The 14834-nt window shown below is 72.2% G+C and carries 13 protein-coding genes; 2 read left to right on the forward strand and 11 right to left on the reverse strand.

All coding sequences use genetic code 11. From position 1 onward, the window contains the following. Nucleotides 1–63: 63 nt before the first annotated feature. Nucleotides 64–969, reverse strand: a complete 906-nt coding sequence (locus ACQP04_RS09605) for a hypothetical protein (protein WP_433506708.1) — start codon at nucleotides 967–969, stop codon at nucleotides 64–66. Nucleotides 970–973: 4 nt separating this feature from the next. On the opposite strand from ACQP04_RS09605, the gene ACQP04_RS09610 reads away from it, so the two are divergent. Further along, nucleotides 974–1132, forward strand: a complete 159-nt coding sequence (locus tag ACQP04_RS09610; protein WP_433506709.1) for a hypothetical protein — start codon at nucleotides 974–976, stop codon at nucleotides 1130–1132. An 800-nt stretch (nucleotides 1133–1932) separates the two neighbouring features. Further along, nucleotides 1933–2436 (forward strand): hypothetical protein, encoded by a 504-nt coding sequence (locus tag ACQP04_RS09615; protein WP_433506710.1) that lies wholly within the window; start codon nucleotides 1933–1935, stop codon nucleotides 2434–2436. A 73-nt stretch (nucleotides 2437–2509) separates the two neighbouring features. On the opposite strand, the gene ACQP04_RS09620 is transcribed toward ACQP04_RS09615, so the two are convergent. The 10 genes from ACQP04_RS09620 to ACQP04_RS09665 form a co-directional block, all read right to left on the reverse strand. Continuing rightward, on the reverse strand, nucleotides 2510–3322 hold the full coding sequence (locus ACQP04_RS09620) for an alpha/beta fold hydrolase (protein WP_433506711.1): 813 nt from the start codon (nucleotides 3320–3322) through the stop codon (nucleotides 2510–2512). 38 nt (nucleotides 3323–3360) lie between these two features. Continuing rightward, a complete protein-coding gene (locus tag ACQP04_RS09625; RefSeq protein WP_433506712.1) occupies nucleotides 3361–4734 on the reverse strand; it encodes an FAD-binding oxidoreductase in 1374 nt (457 codons plus the stop codon). A gap of 62 nt (nucleotides 4735–4796) precedes the next feature. Continuing rightward, a complete protein-coding gene (locus ACQP04_RS09630; protein ID WP_433506713.1) occupies nucleotides 4797–7868 on the reverse strand; it encodes an ATP-binding protein in 3072 nt (1023 codons plus the stop codon). 105 nt (nucleotides 7869–7973) lie between these two features. Beyond that, nucleotides 7974–8642 (reverse strand): maleylpyruvate isomerase family mycothiol-dependent enzyme, encoded by a 669-nt coding sequence (locus ACQP04_RS09635; protein ID WP_433506714.1) that lies wholly within the window; start codon nucleotides 8640–8642, stop codon nucleotides 7974–7976. Between the two features lie 13 nt (nucleotides 8643–8655). Beyond that, nucleotides 8656–9471 carry an ArsR/SmtB family transcription factor gene (locus ACQP04_RS09640; protein WP_433506715.1) on the reverse strand — a complete coding sequence of 272 codons (816 nt, stop codon included), beginning with the start codon at nucleotides 9469–9471 and terminating at the stop codon, nucleotides 8656–8658. A gap of 448 nt (nucleotides 9472–9919) precedes the next feature. After that, the gene (locus ACQP04_RS09645; RefSeq protein WP_433506716.1) at nucleotides 9920–10276 is read right to left on the reverse strand and encodes a hypothetical protein; all 357 of its coding nucleotides are present in this window, start codon (nucleotides 10274–10276) and stop codon (nucleotides 9920–9922) included. Between the two features lie 386 nt (nucleotides 10277–10662). Further along, nucleotides 10663–11790: a DUF1015 family protein gene (locus ACQP04_RS09650; protein WP_433506717.1), complete on the reverse strand. Its 1128-nt coding sequence runs from the start codon at nucleotides 11788–11790 to the stop codon at nucleotides 10663–10665. Continuing rightward, entirely contained in the window at nucleotides 11787–13016 is a 1230-nt protein-coding gene (locus ACQP04_RS09655; RefSeq protein ID WP_433506718.1) for an NAD(P)-dependent oxidoreductase, read from the reverse strand. The genes ACQP04_RS09650 and ACQP04_RS09655 overlap by 4 nt, the downstream gene beginning before the upstream one ends. Before the next feature lie 640 nt (nucleotides 13017–13656). Continuing rightward, on the reverse strand, nucleotides 13657–14004 hold the full coding sequence (locus tag ACQP04_RS09660; RefSeq protein WP_433506719.1) for a hypothetical protein: 348 nt from the start codon (nucleotides 14002–14004) through the stop codon (nucleotides 13657–13659). Between the two features lie 282 nt (nucleotides 14005–14286). Further along, nucleotides 14287–14529, reverse strand: coding sequence for an Lrp/AsnC ligand binding domain-containing protein (locus ACQP04_RS09665; protein ID WP_433506720.1), 243 nt, complete (start codon nucleotides 14527–14529; stop codon nucleotides 14287–14289). Nucleotides 14530–14834 lie beyond the last annotated feature (305 nt).

The raw sequence follows: 14834 nt of genomic DNA on the forward strand, positions 1-14834 counted from the left end.
GGCGTTGAACGGCGCGTGTCCCCCTCCCGGCGACGCGGGACGGGGACACGAGCGCCTCCTGCCTCAGCGTGCGAGGGAGCGCACGTTGCTCGGCCCGGCCGGATCGTGGTCCGCGGCGGCGTCGGTGTCGACGATCGCGCGCAGGATCAGGCCTCCCTGCAACTTGACGATCCGCGACGTCAGCGTCGCCAGGTAGCGGGCGCCCTCGCGGGGATCGAGCACGGTCCGGGGGCGGATCGCGAACGCGGCCTGCTTGACCTTGCCCGCGAGCTCGGCCGGGCTCGGCTGGTACAGCCAGGCCGGCCCGGTCGGACCCTGCGGGCCCTGGACGCCGGGCAGCCCGGCCGGCCCGGGCGGCCCCTGCTCGCCCTGCGGCCCCTGGGGTCCGCGGACCCCGGGAGCACCCTTCTCGCCGGCCTCGCCCTGGGGGCCCTGCAGCCCGCGCGGTCCCTTCTCGCCGGCCTCCCCGATCACGCCTCGCGGGCCCGGGGCGCCGGGCAGACCCCGCTCACCCTGGGGCCCCTGCTCTCCGGGCTCGCCCGTCAGGCCGACGGGTCCGGCCGGGCCCTGCTCGCCCTGCGGCCCGCGCGGACCCTGCTCTCCCTGCTCACCGGCAAGGCCGGTGGAACCCGGAAGGCCACGCTCGCCCTGCGGACCGGTCGGCCCCTCCGGGCCCTGCTCCCCGGCCGGCCCGACCGGACCCGGGAGGCCCTGCTCGCCCTGCGGGCCGGTCGGCCCCTGCGGGCCCTGCTCCCCGGGCTGTCCGACCGGACCAGGAAGGCCCTGCTCGCCCTGCTCACCGGCAGGGCCCACGGGCCCCGTCGGCCCCTTCGGACCACGGTCGCCCGCTTCCCCGGGCGGGCCGGCCGGGCCCTGGGGGCCCTTGTCCCCGCGCTCGCCGATCGGCCCCGCGGGGCCGGTCGAGCCCTTCGGCCGCTGGTCGCCCTGCTCGCGGACGCGGCGGCTCACGCCCGTGCTGTCGCGGTCGGCCTCTCCGACGGGGACACCGACCGGCGTCACCGCCGGCTCGGTCGGCTCGGCGCTCACCGGCCGGGCCGCCTTCGGCCTGGTGGCCGCCGGCAGCGCGCGCTTCGGCTTCGCCGGGTTCGGCTTCGTGGTCGTCGGCTCCTGAGCCATGCTGCGTTTCCCCTCTCGACGGTGGCCGGCGCGGGTGGTGCGTCCGCGCCGTTTCCGTGGTCCGGGAGGCACCGGCCTGCTCGACGGTTCGGCCGGTACTGGGCCCACGGGCCCGGACCTCGCGGGGCGAGGGCCGGACGGGTCCGGAGCTACCCCCGCGATTTCGCGCTCACACCCCCTCCGCACACGTCCCGTCCGAGGGGCAGGACGCACTGCTGCAACGGCCGCGCCGCGACGTGACCGTCCGTCGGCCACCCGTGCCCGAGACGGCGGAGGGCGGGCTCGGCCTATCGACCCCACCTGGACGATTCGGCGTGAGACAGGTCATCCCCGGCTGGACACACCACGACCGCGCCCCCGGTTCCGGACGCTGATCGGTGAGCTCTCGGTGCCGTGCCGGGCCGTTGCCGAATCGGGGGTACCGCTGCGCCGCCTCGGCGACGCCCTGCCCGACGACTGGGCTGGGCGGGCGGAGACCTGGCCGTTCGACCTCGCTCGGGTGGCGGCCGCGGTTCAGAGTGTGGGCGGCCCGGCCCGCTGACCGAGACGCGGTGGAGCAATTTCGCGCGGAGCGATTGCGCTGCAGCGCGTTCCGGGCCAGCGTCGGGTTCGCGTCGGCCTCGGACCGATCCGGTCGCATCCGGCTCGAACGGCCCACGGACGACCGTCGGCCCCGACAGCGAGCCGGGTTCGGGCACAACCCACAGGTGCGGCGGAGCGGTGCCGACGCGACGCCTGTCTGTCGACCCCAGTTGAGCGAGCCGCTCGGAACGATCACCCGGAGGGACATCAGGAATGCCGACCTCGACCCAGTCTCACCCGCGGAACACGGCCAACGCACACACCGATCCACAGGCGGAGAGCGCGACGACCTCGGAAGCCCGCACGAGCGGCCCGCAGCAGGAGCGGCCGACCGGACCGGAGCCGGGCCCGTCGGTCGACCGGACCGCCGCCGAGCTCGGCGAGCGCTGGCGGGAGATGGCCGTGCAGACCGGGACCGCGATGCAGGAGGCCGCGCGTCACAACCAGGACGCCGCCACTCGGGCAGCGCATGCGCTGCTCGAGCTGACCCTGCAGCTCAACCCACTCGCCCTGCTCGGTGGGGCCGCTCGCACCGTGGGCACCATCGACGCCGGCCCGCCGTCCGGGGCTCGGACCGTGGTCGACGAGGGCTTTCGCATGGCCGAGGCCGCGCTGGCGACCCAACGTGGCTATGTCGATCAACTGATCACCGCGCAGCGGCGGATCAGTACGCAGATGGTGACCGCCGGCGAGAGCCTCGCCGCACGGGCAGGGTAGGGACCGCCGGGGCGGCGGCCGGTTCGCGCCGGTCGCCGTCCCCTCGCCCGCTCGTCCGACTCGACCAGGCGTGTCAGGCCGTGGTCGGGTGTCGCTTGAGGAAGTCCGCGAGCGCTGCGGCCGCCGCAGAGGGCTGTTCCATCTGCAGGAAGTGGGTGGCGCCGTCCAGCACGACGTCCTCCATGCGGAAGAGCCACGACCGCAGCTGGTCCCGCCCCTCACGGATCACGGGCAGCGACCGGGACCCGATCAGGTAGAGCACGGGTTGTCGAATGGTCGCGGCCTGTTCGGCGGTCAACTCCCACGTCCCCAGCGAGGCCAGATCCGACTCGAACAGCGTGGCCGCGTCCTTCTCGGCCTGTTCGACGCCGCCCGGGACGGTGCGCTCGACGTTGCGTCGCCAGCTCGGGTCGCTCACGGCGGCCATGAAGGCGTCGACCGCCCCCACGCGGTCGCCGCGCTCGTACATCTGGAAGACCGGCGCGACCTGCTCGAAGAAGATCGGGCCGCTCGGAACGGCCAGAAGGGCCGGTTCGAACAGCGCGAGCGTCGTCACGACCTCGGGTGCATCGACCGCGAGCTGCAGCGCGACCGCGCCGCCGTAGGACTGTCCGACGACGTGGGCCTGCTCCACTGCCAGCTCACCGAGCAACGCTCGGCAGTCGCTCGCGTGCTCGGCGACGGCCACGGGGCCCTGCACCGGACTGCTCGCCCCGTACCCTCGCCGCCGGTACCGAACGGTGCGGTAGTGACCACGTACAGCCGGGTCGTTCGCAACGGGGACGTACGAGTCCGCGATGCCGGCCCCGTGGATGAAGACGATGGTCTCGCCCGAGCCCTCGACGGTCACCTCCAGCTCGGCGCCGTTCACGGATACACGGTCCATCGCTGGGCCCATGATGATCTCCTCGCCAATCGCGGGCGTCAGCCCGCCGGAACGATGTTCTGGTTGAGGTGGAACAGGTTCTCCGGGTCGTAGGTGGCCTTGATCGCGCGCAGCCGGTCGTAGGTGCTGCCGTAGTTCTCCGGCGCGCGTTCGGCATCGTCGGCGGACATGAAGTTCACGTATCCACCCTGTGTGCCCGAGTAGGGCTGGACCGCGTCGTAGTACTCGCGCGGCCAGCGGCTGTTGACCTCGTCGTCGGCGGGATCGGGCCAGGCCGCCAGGATGACCATCGCGTACCGGGCGTCGCGGTGGCCGAACGCCGTCTCCTCCGGGCCGACCCGGGAGACCGCACCGTTGAGCGGGTAGAGGTGCATCGTCGAGGAGACGGTCGGCACGCCCCGGCCCTGTTCGACGTGGGCGGCGATGGCGTCGTCCGGCAGGTCCTGAACGTAGTTGGCCTTCCAGTACTGCCGGATGCCCTTCGGGAACAGCCCGTCGAAGGCCGAGTTGAGCGCGGGGTACGGCATCGGCCCGACGAGTTCGGCCTTGACCTCGGCGACGTCGCGGAACGGCTTGATCGCCTGCTCGCCCTGCTCCGGTCGCCCGCTCCAACAGGTGACCATGACGCAGAACAGGTCCCCGTGGCGCTCCTCCGGGATGAACGGCAGCGGCGGGGCGATCTGCCAGCCGAAGAACGCGCCGAGCTGCTCGGGCGCCTCCCGGATGTACTCGTCGTACACCCGCATGACCGCCGGCGCGTCCGTCACCTCGTAGAACAGGGGACCGCCGTAGATCGTGTCGACGTCGTGCAGGGCGAACTCGAGGGAGGTGGCGACCCCGAAGTTCCCGCTGCCGCCGCGCAGCGCCCAGAACAGGTCCTCGTTCTCGTACTCGTTCGCCGGGAGCAGGCGGCCGTCGGCGGTGACGACCTCCGCGCCGACCAGGTTGTCGCAGGACAGGCCGCAGCCGCGGGCGAGATACCCGATGCCGCCGCCCAACGTCAGACCGCTGACGCCGGTCGTCGAGATGACGCCGCCCGTGGTGGCCAGGCCGTAGGCGTGGGTGGCGTGGTTGAAGTCGCCCCAGGTGGCGCCGCCGCCCACGCGGGCGGTCTTCCTGGTCCGGTCGACGAACACGTTGTCGATCAGTCCGAGGTCGAGGACGACCCCGCCGTCGCAGGTGCCGAACCCCGGGCCGCTGTGGCCGCCACCGCGGACCGCGAGCTCGACGCCGGCCTCGCGGGCGTAGTTCACGGCAGCGACGGCGTCCGCGGCCGCGGAGGCTCGCACGATGAGTGCGGGCCGGCGGTCGTGCATGCCGTTGTGGACCGCGCGGAGCTCGTCGTAGCCGTCGTCGCCCGGCTCGACGACGGGGCCGCGTACCTGCTCGCGCAGCTCGGCGATCGTGGTCATGTCCCCTCCCTCGTGGTGGCGGAGGCGACTGTCCCGGACGGGCGTTCCGGGAGCGTTCCCGATCAGTCGCCACCTCGCAGGGCCGCCAGCGTGACGAGCGCGCGGTCGCGCAGCCACGGCGACTTCATCTCGACCGCCGTCCGGACCGCTCGCTCGAGCCGGTCGACGGCTCCGCCCGGGTCACCGGAGGAGGCGAGCAGCTCCGCGTCGATGCGGAGGAGCTCCGCCAGCAGATAACGCTGGCCGGTGCGGCTGGTCAGGCCGAGTGCCTCCGCCACGACCGCCCGGCCGGCCGCCGGGTCGGCGCACCGGTGGTGGCCGCGGGCCAGCAGGCTGAGCCCGAACGTCAGGTGCAGCGGCTGGTCACCGCGCATGCGGTCGGTGGCCCTGCGAAGGATGGTGAGGCCGCGGTGGTGGCCGTCGAGGAGGTCCGACCAGCCGATCAACAACTCGGCGATCACGGCGAAGAAGCCGATGTGCATCGTCGAGGTCACTCTGTCCAGGGCCGCCACCGCCGCGCCGAGGTCGTGGCCAGCGGGCTCGAGCGCGGCGAGCTCCGCCTCGAAGGCGCGGACGTACCCGGTGGTCATCGGATGCTCGAGCTCGGTCGTCACCCGCAGCGCCTCCCGCATCGACCGGTCGGCCCGCGCCGTGTCGCCGCGGAAGAGCTGGGTGAGCGCGAGCCGGGACAGGCACACGGCCAAGGGATCCTGCGCGTACCGCGCGATGTGCTCCGGGGCGTCCTCGCGGCGGTACCGGGCGATCGCCTCGCCGAGGTGACGCTCGGCGGCGGCGAACTCACCGCGCCAGAAACACGTCACACCGAGCACGTAGTCGCCCTCGACGCGGGCGGTGCGATCGACCTGCCCCGCGGCGATCAGAGCGTGGCCGTTCTCCTCGGCCCGGTCGAACCGGCAGCGGGCGATCGCGTGGAGCGCGAGCCCGCGTAGCAGCGACGGATCGGGACAGCGGCCAAGCCTGCGGTGCAGCGTGAGCGCACGCTCGTGACAGGGCCTGACCTCCGCCGCCCCGTACCCCCGCCGCGCGACCAGCGGCGCATACATCGCAGTGAGCAGCCGCAGCTCGATCTCGTCCCTGACCGCACTCCGCGGGAGGTCGTCCAGCAGCCGCAACGCCCGTCGGAGAAGCGCGATGCAGGCGTCGAGGGCGAACACCTGGTAGGCGTGCCGGGCTGCGCATTCGTAGGCCTCGACGGCGCGGGATCCCAGACCTGCGCCGACGAAGTGGAGCGCGAGGCGCGCGCCGACCGGGCCGAGATCTGCCGCGTGCTGCGCCTCGATGGCCTCGGCGACCCAGCGGTGGAGCTTGCGCCGGCGTGCCGGGCTGATCGAGTCCAGCGTCACGTCGCGCAGCCGGTCGTGGCTGAAGTCGTAGGCGGTGCCCCGGGCGCGGACGATGTGCCGTCGCCACAGCTCGTCGAGATCGTCGGTCAGGTCGTCCTCGCTGCGGCCGGCCGCTGCGGCCAGCGTGGGCACCGTGAACTCGCGGCCGATGGTCGCCGCCACCTCCGCGAGCCTCCGGGCCTCCGGCGTGAGACGGTCGAGGCGGGCGCTGATCACCGCACGCACGGTGGGGGTCATCCTGACCGACCCGGGTGCGCACGTGCCGAACCCGGCCCGCACGGCCTCGCTGATGAAGAGCGGGTTGCCCTCGGTCTCCTCGTGAAGCCGGGCCGCCGCCTCGGTGGGCATCTCCCGCTGGCCGACGAGGGTGGCCATCTCCGCGGTCGCCTGCTCGTCGAGCGGCCCGAGGGGGATCACCGACAGGGCGCCGGCCCGGGCGAGACGGCCGCGCAGCGTCGTGACGGGGTGCGCGTCGTCCACCTCGTCGTCCCGGAGCGTGCCGGTCACGAGCACCGGAGCCGACGGAGCGCTCTGGACCAGGTAGCCGCACAGGTCGAGCGTGTCGGCGTCGCACCACTGGAGATCGTCGACGACCAGCAGCAGCGGACGGTGCACGGCCAGGAGACCGCGGACGACGGCGTCGAGGAGATGGCGGCGCCCGCTCACCTCGCCGGAGGAGAGAACGTCGTGAAGGTGGGGGCGCTCGGCGCGGAGCTCGGGCAGCAGGCGGGCGAGCTCGACCAGACAGGCGTCGTCGAGGGTGTGCAGGCGTGTCGACACGGGCCCGGAGCGCAGCCAGTCGATCACCGGGCCCCACGGCGGCCGGCCCCCGGCCTCGTACGCGCGCCCGTAGGCCACGGCGTGGCCGTCGGCGGCCGCGTGCCGGGCCAGTTCCTCGACGAGGCGGGACTTCCCGATGCCCGCCTCGCCAGTCACGCAGAGCAGCCGTGCGCGGCCTTGCGCGGCCTGCTCCCACGCGGCGAGCGCCGCCTGCCACTCGGCCCGCCGTCCGACGAGCGCGAGCCCCGGGGACGGGGACCGCAGCTCCTCGACCAGGGCGGTGGTCGCGGGTTCGGGCCGGACATGAAGCTCTCGCTCCAGGCCGTCCCGGAGACGCTCGTACGTCCGCAGCGCCTCGCTCCGCTCGCCCTGCCGGGCGTGTGCCCGCATCAGCAGCCGGCCGGCCGGTTCGTGGAGGGGGTCGAGCCGCAGCAGACGCCGGGTGTGCCTGATGGCGTCGTCGTCGCACCGTCCGGCCTCGGCCGCCGTCGCCAGGCCGGCGAGCGCCTCGACAGCACGGCGACGCAGCCGCTCGCGCTCCTCGACGACCCAGTCGTCGTCGAGCCCCGGCAGGAGATCGCCTCCGTAGCTCTCGGCCGCCTCGGCAAGGTCACCGCGGGCCACGGCATCGTTGAACGCAGCCACATCGATCCAGGTCGACGGTCCGGCGCACCAGCGGACCGCGCCGTCCCGGGCGTCGACGAGCGCCGGCACCCCGGGAGTCGCGTGGCGGAGGTCGTGGAGGAGCTTGCGGAGGTTCGTCCGTGCCTGGGACGCGCTCGAGTCCGGCCACAGCTCGGCGGCGAGGCGGTCCCGGGACACGCCGGAGCCGTGGGCGAGGGCCACCCGCGCCACCAGCCGCTGCATCCGGGGGGTGATGAGCGCGGGGGCGCTCTCCCCGCGCACGCTCGCGCTGACCTCGCCGAGCAGCCGGATCACCACCGACGGGCTACCGGCCCCGGGGCGAAGCCGGACGGCCGTCGTGTCCACGCTCTCCTCGACGCGGTGAGCCACACCCAGAGTGGACTGCCGGGCCCGGACCGAGCACAGGTCCGTTCGGCCCAACTACGCGGGCCCGGTCGACGAGCTGATGCCTCAGACCGATCCGGTCGAGGACGCGCCGCGTCCGAGCAGCGCGGCTTCGAGCCGGTCGTGGACCTCGGGTGCACCGTCGCCGTGGAGGTCGGTGAGTGCGGCTGTGCGCCCGGCGAACGTCGTGATGAGCGCTGATGCGGTCGCGCGCACCTCCGGACCGGTGCCGATTGTCCAGTCGGTGTCGGTGGACGTGTAGGTCAGGCCGTCGAGCAGGCCGGCGGGCACCAGCCCGCGCGCGCGGGGGCCGGTCAGCTGGTCCAGGACGATCGTCGCCGCCGCCGCGCTCGGGCCCTGGGGCAGACCGAGTGGCCGGTAGATGTCCTCGGCGTGGATCACCAGGTGGGACAGCGGGGCTTCGGGCGGGGCCCCCGGCACACGGAAGGATCGCCGCGGCGTGGTGTGCAGGGCCGCGATCACCTCGCCGCGGGAGCGGGTGTCCTCGGTGGCCCACCGGTCGGCGAGCCGGTCGAACTCGAAGCGAGCCCTGGCCATCCCGAGGAGGAAGCGTGGCACCGAGAGCTCGTAGGGCATGAGCAGGTGGACCGCCACGTCCCGGATCCGCCAGCCGGCGCACAGGCTCGGGGCGCACCACTGCGCGTCGTCGAGGGCGTCGAGCGCTGCGACCAGTTGCGCGGTCTCGCGGTCGAGGAGGGACTGGATGTCGGACATGGGTCCTCCACGGTCAGAAGGCGGACGGCAGCGGGCTGCCGGTCTCGAGGACGGACTTGAGGTCGGAGAGCACGAACGGCCAGCCGCCGCCGGACCGCACGTCATCGCCGGCGACGAGGTGGGCGTGCACGGGGGCGTCGTCGAGCCGATGGACGACGGTCAGCCGGGTCACGTCGGCGCCGATCGGCTCGAGCTCCCAGGTGACGCGGGTGGGCGGCTCTGCCACGGCGGCCGGGTCGAAGAGCAGCCGGTAGGTCTGCACCAGGCGTCGTGGCGGGTCGGCTTCGAGCACCTCGCCGTCGACGACGACCTCGGCCACGCCCATGGCGCGCAAGCGCTCGTTGGCCCTGCCCCGGAACGCACCACCGGGACGCAGGTCGAACTCCATCGGCCCGTAGCCGTAGCGGGCCGACCACTCCGGGGAGGTGATCGCTTCCCAGACGGCCTCCGGGGTGGCCTTGATGTGCACGCGGAACACCTGGGTGACCGCGGTGGGGGCAGAGGGGGACACGTCGCCGCCTTCCAGTCGGGTCTTGAGCTCGGCGAGCAGCGACACCCGCCGCTCGGTGTACTTGTCGATCCACCGGTCGTGGATCAGCCGTACCGGCACGGGGTTGAGGAAGTGCAGCTTCTCCCGACCGGAGCGGCGGGTGACGACCAGCTCAGCCTCCTCGAGCACGCGCAGGTGCTTCATGACGCCGAACCGGGTCATCTCCAGCTGCGTCTCTAGTTCGCTCAGGGTCTGGCCGTCGCGGGCCAGCAGCCGGTCGAGCAGCAGCCGACGGGACGGATCGGCCAACGCCTTGAACACGCGGTCGTCCGGCTCCATGCGCGAATGATAGGTGACCATCCGGTCACATGTCTACCAGCCTGGAGGGTTGTCGCCCTCGCTGTGATGACGGCTCGACCTCAGCTCCTCCGCCAGAGCGTCTCCCACCTCATATCCGAGAAGCACGGCCCCTAGTGGCCACGCCAGCCGAGAACCTCGGCGGCGTACTCGTCGCAAGCCTTGAGAAGGTTCTTCTCGGTCTCTCCCCGTTCACTTTCGATGGAGGAGAGGAGCGCGGTGTCGTTTCAGGGTGATGCCGTTTTCCGCCCTGGTTGGACCGTCTGAAGGCGCAGACTCAGCAGCCGGCGGACACGCTGATTTCCACACCGGCGCTTTCCACACCGGCGCGCGCGTCGCCGCGGCGGTCGGTCGGGACAGGCGAGGAGACGCCGGCGTTCGCCGCGCGAGCCCGGTATCGAGCAGGGCGCGGCGCGAGTCAGTGGCGGCCTCAGTCGGGCGAGCTCTGCCAGGCCTGATCGACGTGCTCCTGCGCCCGGTCGAGGGCCGCCTGCGCTGCAGCGCGAGGCGCATCCGCAGCGAGCCGCCGCGCCGCCTCGGCCTTGCGGTGGCTGGTCAGCGCGTGAGTGACGGTCAGCCGGTGCAGCCCGAGCGCCTTCGCCATCTCGTTCGGCTCGACGCCCGCGTCGTCCAGTTCGAGGAAGTAGGCGTCGCGCTCGTGCTGCGTCGCCTCGACCTCGGCGAGCGCCTTGTTGAGGCGCGCCTGTCGGGCGACCAGCTCGTCGCGCTGCTCGTCGGTGAGGGGCAGACCAGGGGTTCGGCCTAAGCCGTCTTCGTTGTCGGCCATGCCGCAGGATGGTAGAGCGCAGTGAGATGTTGCACCGATTGGAAGCGCCGGCCCGCGAGCATCCTCGCCCGCTGGGCGGGTTCTTGTAGGCGGCGCGGGTCGACACCGCGGGCACGGTGTGGTCCTTGCCGTTGAGGAACAGCAGCGGCGCGGGGCTCGAGTTGTGCCGATTGACCCTCGTCACCGCGTGGGGCGTGAAGTCCGCGAACGCCGCCTGGAAGAGCGGGCGCCCCGGCCCCGGCACCGCGAGCCTGTCGTAGGTCGGCCTCGACTCCTCGAGTGTGCACGTGTTGGTCAAGCCGTAGTGGTAACTCCTCCGGCGTGAGCATCCCAGTCCTGTGGCGGCTGGGGGGTTCCTCAGCGCCACCGACGCGATCTTGGCCTGGTCAGGGGGCTGGGGCGCGTAGGAAGATGCCCGAGCCGGGTTTGGGGGAGAAGAAGCTGCTTTTGGCCGGTACGACCTGGCCTGCGTCGGCGATCGCGGTGAGGGTTTCGAGTTGCGGCGCCGGTAGCGCGAACAGCACGCCGCCGTCGGCCTCGCATGCGGTGAGGAGATCCTCGATCGGGGCGCGGGTCTGCTCGATCTTGGTGCCGGGGGGCAGCCCGCTGAGCACCCGGTCGTGGAGCAGCGAGACGTCCAGGCCGGGCGAGCCGGGCGGTCGCTCGCCGGAGTAGCGCGCGACGTACCAGCGGCGGTCGAGGTTGACCGCGATACCCGCCGCCATCGCCTCCTGTGGGTCGGCGACCGGGCGGACGTGGAAGCTCGCCTCGAGCAGGTCGCGGACCAGCGCGGAGTCGACGGGACCCGCGACCCGCCGGTCGAAGGAGGCCAGCCGTAGTCCGTCGAGGGGGTAGGCCACGCACAGCACGCCGCGGCGGGAGCCCCGTCCGGAGCGGGCCCGCACGTTGAGGCTGGCTGCCACGCGGTGGTGTCCGTCGGCGATGTAGTGGGTGGCGGCGCCCAGCTCTCGGCACAGCTTCTCGGTCTGCGGGCCTTCCGGGATTCGCCACACCGTGTGGCGTGAGCCGTCAAGTCCGGCGACGTCGCGGTCGGGCGGTAGCTCGGGCGCCAGCGCCAATGTCGCTCGGACCACCGGCCCGGCCCGGTGCAGGGTGCTGACCAGATCCACCCGTTGGGGCGTTGTCGCCAGGTAGCGTGTCAGTCCATCGACCCGCTGCGGTTGCACCGACTCGTGACCCAACACCCTGCCGTCGAGGAACGCCTCTGGCATGATGTCGCAGACGATGCCGATGTGGTGGCCGTGCGGCGTGCTCTGCCGGTAGACGTAGAGCGCCGGGGGCATCGGCTCGTAGGAGTCGGGGCGTACCGCGCGCGGCGCGAACCGCGAGGCGATGGCAATCTCCACCATCGGGCCCACCTCCTCGGCGGCGGCTTCGGCGCGGACCAGCCAGCCCGCGAAGGTGCGTACGGGCTGTGCGCCGCATGTCGTCGCCCCTCCGGCCGACGTGGCCGGCGTATCAGCGGTGGCTTCTGGCGCGTATCCGCGGGTCATCCGAGCTCCGTGCCGGTGGAGTCGAGGGTGATCAGCGAGCTGCCCAGCACCTCGGGGAGCGCATCGAGGCCTGCCAGCAGGTCTGTGGGCACGATGCCTGCGACATCGATGGTGGCGACGGCCGCCACGCCGCCTGCGAAGATCCGGTTCTGCATGTGTTCGACGTTGAGCCTCGCCTCACGCAGCAACTCCAGCACGCTGGCCAGTACGCCGACCTTGTCGAGGTGACGCACGGTGAGGGTGGCGCTGCCCAGTCCGCGGGGTGAGAGGTTGACACAGTTGCGCGCCTCGCCTGCCGCGAACGCGTCGACGATCTCCACAACCCCCGCGGCGATCGCGGCCTGGGCCTGTGCGGTGGAAGCGCCGATATGGTGGGTGGCCACCACCCGCGGATGTCTGGCCAGCGGCGAGTCCCACTCGGCGATGCCCGAGCTGGGCTCGTCGGCGAAGACATCGAGACCTGCGCGGACGTGGCCGGCATCCAGTGCCGGGAGCAGCGCCGCCTCGTCGACCACCTCACCACGTGAGGTGTTGACCAGGACCGCGCAAGGTTTCATGGCGGCCAGGAACTCGGCGTCCACGAGGTTCTTGGTCTCCGGCGACAACGGTACGTGGAGGCTCACCACGTCGGAGGCGGCGAGCAGGTCCGGCACCGTGGGGTAGCACGCGACGTCGAGCTCGGCCAGCCGGTCGCGGGTGGCCTGGCTGCGGCCGGCACGGTCCAGACAGCCGATCCGCATCCCGAACCCGGCTGCCCGCTCGGCCACGGCGAGGCCGATCGAGCCCAGGCCGAGGATGCCCAGGGTGCTGCCGAGCAGCCCGTTGGCCTCGGTGTAGGTCGATTTCGCCCAACGGCCCTGCCGCGCGTCGGCAACGTTGTCGGCGATCCTGCGGTCCAGCGCGAGGATCAACCCCATCGTGAGCTCGGCGACCGCGACCGCGTTGCGGCCGGGCACGTTGCAGACCAGAACACCCTTGCGGGCCGCGACCTCGATGTCGATGGCATTCGTGCCGGCACCGGCCCGGATCACCAGGGCGAGCTTGTCCGCGGCCTCGAACACCGCGCGGTCGACCTTCGTGCTGCGGACCACCAGCCCGTCGACGCCTGCGATCCGACCCGGCAGGTCCGCCGCGGTCAAAGCAGGCTCCACCGCACACCGGTGTCCCCGCGACTCGAGTTCGGCAATGGTCTGGGCGGATACCGAATCGGCGAACAGCAGATACATGGGCGGACACCCTTCACGACGGGTTCGCAAACCGGGCCCCGATCGGGCCGCCATAGAGGCTGAACACGCACCGCGCTCGACGGCCAGTCCCTATGAATGGCGACACGAGATCCACATGAGTTTCATATTATGGAACCCACGTTCCGGGTATCGCGGTTAGGGTGACGGCGGTCGAGCACCATGTCAAGAGGAGAGGGCGCGCGCTCGCCCCGCACGGCCGTGCGCCGATTCCGCCCCCGACAAGTGCCGGCGGCGGCCGGTCATGCAGATCGGAGTGCGATCCGGCTGGGCGTCGACGCCGGGCCTCTGTGAGCAGGTCGGGTGGAAGGTCGAGAACGAGGCGGTCCGGCGGGGTCCTGGCTCATCCTCGAACCGGTCGTGGACGATCACCGATCCCTCGACGTGCAGGCCCGCAACCCGGCCGACACCGTGCTGTCGGTGCGCCACGTCCGTAGACGGCCCGATCGCCGCTTCGGAAGGTCGACGCGCTACCGATCAACGTCCAGCACACAGGGCCTTCTGCTCGGGTTTCACGACAACAGTCGGGAACGTTTGTGGACCAGACGTGGCAACTGACGACGCGGTAGCACCAAAAGCGGGCCCGAGATCATTCGCGAGACCGGAAACATTCGCGCCGAAGTCAGCGGAAGTGGAAGACGCTCTGGTCATCCTTCTGCACGGATACCTGGGTGTAGCGCTGGCTGTCCGACAGCACGCGACCGCGAAGGGTGATGGTTGTCGCCGTTTCGTCGGACGTCGTGTAGTGCACGACCCCCGACGCGCTCACGTTCTCCTGGATTCCGGCGGCCGACCAGACCGTGCCGAGCTTCACCCGGGCCGCGCGCAGCATGCTCGACAGCGCTTCGGCGTCGAGGTGGCCCCGCACGCCGGGCGCTCGAGCGGCTAGCGTGTCGCGGAGCTCGCCCGTGTGCATGGCCTTGACCGGCAGGCGGTCCATGACCGCGCGGCAGTCGGCGAGCAGGTCCACCTGGCCACCACGCGGGCGGCGTCCTCGTCCAGGGCACAGTCGCCAGCACGTGCCGGACCGGGTTCGTGCCGTGCGGCCGCGAGGCCAACACCGCCGCCGGCGCGCACCTGCCCCCCGCGCGGCTCGCAGGTGTCCGTGCTCCCCGGCGCAACGCATGCGGTCTCCGAGAGCGGACGCCGTGACCGCCGAGAGCGTGGCCTGGGTGCGCGAGCACGTCCTGCTGCCTGACCGATTTCGATCGAAGCCGAGCGGCACGTCGCGCAGTTGCCTGACCAGGCACCTCTACAGCGGGAGGGGCTGGTTCTCGGTGATCCGCTTCATCACGAGGGTGGAGCTGAGCTTCTGGACACCGGGGAGTCGAGCGAGCTCGTCGTCGTAGAGGCGTTGGAAGGCGGCGAGATCTCGGGTCAGTACGCGCAGGAGGTAGTCCGGCGTGCCGAACAGTCGTTGCGCCTGTTGGACGTGAGAAAGCGCGCTGACGGTGTCCTCGAATGCGTCGAGGGTGTCGCGGTCGGAGTCGCGCATGGTCACGAAGACGAGTGCTTCGAAGTCGAGTCCGAGGACGCCGGCGTCGGCATCGGAGCCCGCCAGGTCCTGCGCTCCCGGCCCACCGCTGCCCGCATCGTCTCCCGCGTGTCCGGCGTAGCGGTGATCGTTATCGGTGCCGCCCTGCTCGTCGAGCAGGTCATCGGCTGACCGCAGGGCGCGGACAGACCGAGGCGCTGGGAACCCAGGGGTTGACCCCAGGATGAACTTTGGTTCAGTCTTGAATACGGATTCACTAGCGGGTGTTCGACACCGGCACGAAGACTGGAGCAGACCGTGACGAA

It is taken from the genome of Pseudonocardia halophobica (assembly GCF_050948485.1).
Taxonomy (GTDB): Bacteria; Actinomycetota; Actinomycetes; order Mycobacteriales; family Pseudonocardiaceae; genus Pseudonocardia; species Pseudonocardia halophobica.

What these genes read in the sequence shown, in the direction of transcription:
- ACQP04_RS09615 (WP_433506710.1), top strand. Translation starts at nt 1,933, where the DNA reads ATGCCGACCTCGACCCAGTCTCACCCGCGGAACACGGCCAACGCACAC.
- ACQP04_RS09620 (WP_433506711.1), bottom strand. Translation starts at nt 3,322, where the DNA reads ATGGACCGTGTATCCGTGAACGGCGCCGAGCTGGAGGTGACCGTCGAG.
- ACQP04_RS09625 (WP_433506712.1), bottom strand. Translation starts at nt 4,734, where the DNA reads ATGACCACGATCGCCGAGCTGCGCGAGCAGGTACGCGGCCCCGTCGTC.
- ACQP04_RS09635 (WP_433506714.1), bottom strand. Translation starts at nt 8,642, where the DNA reads ATGTCCGACATCCAGTCCCTCCTCGACCGCGAGACCGCGCAACTGGTC.
- ACQP04_RS09640 (WP_433506715.1), bottom strand. Translation starts at nt 9,471, where the DNA reads ATGGAGCCGGACGACCGCGTGTTCAAGGCGTTGGCCGATCCGTCCCGT.
- ACQP04_RS09645 (WP_433506716.1), bottom strand. Translation starts at nt 10,276, where the DNA reads ATGGCCGACAACGAAGACGGCTTAGGCCGAACCCCTGGTCTGCCCCTC.
- ACQP04_RS09650 (WP_433506717.1), bottom strand. Translation starts at nt 11,790, where the DNA reads ATGACCCGCGGATACGCGCCAGAAGCCACCGCTGATACGCCGGCCACG.
- ACQP04_RS09655 (WP_433506718.1), bottom strand. Translation starts at nt 13,016, where the DNA reads ATGTATCTGCTGTTCGCCGATTCGGTATCCGCCCAGACCATTGCCGAA.
- ACQP04_RS09665 (WP_433506720.1), bottom strand. Translation starts at nt 14,529, where the DNA reads ATGCGCGACTCCGACCGCGACACCCTCGACGCATTCGAGGACACCGTC.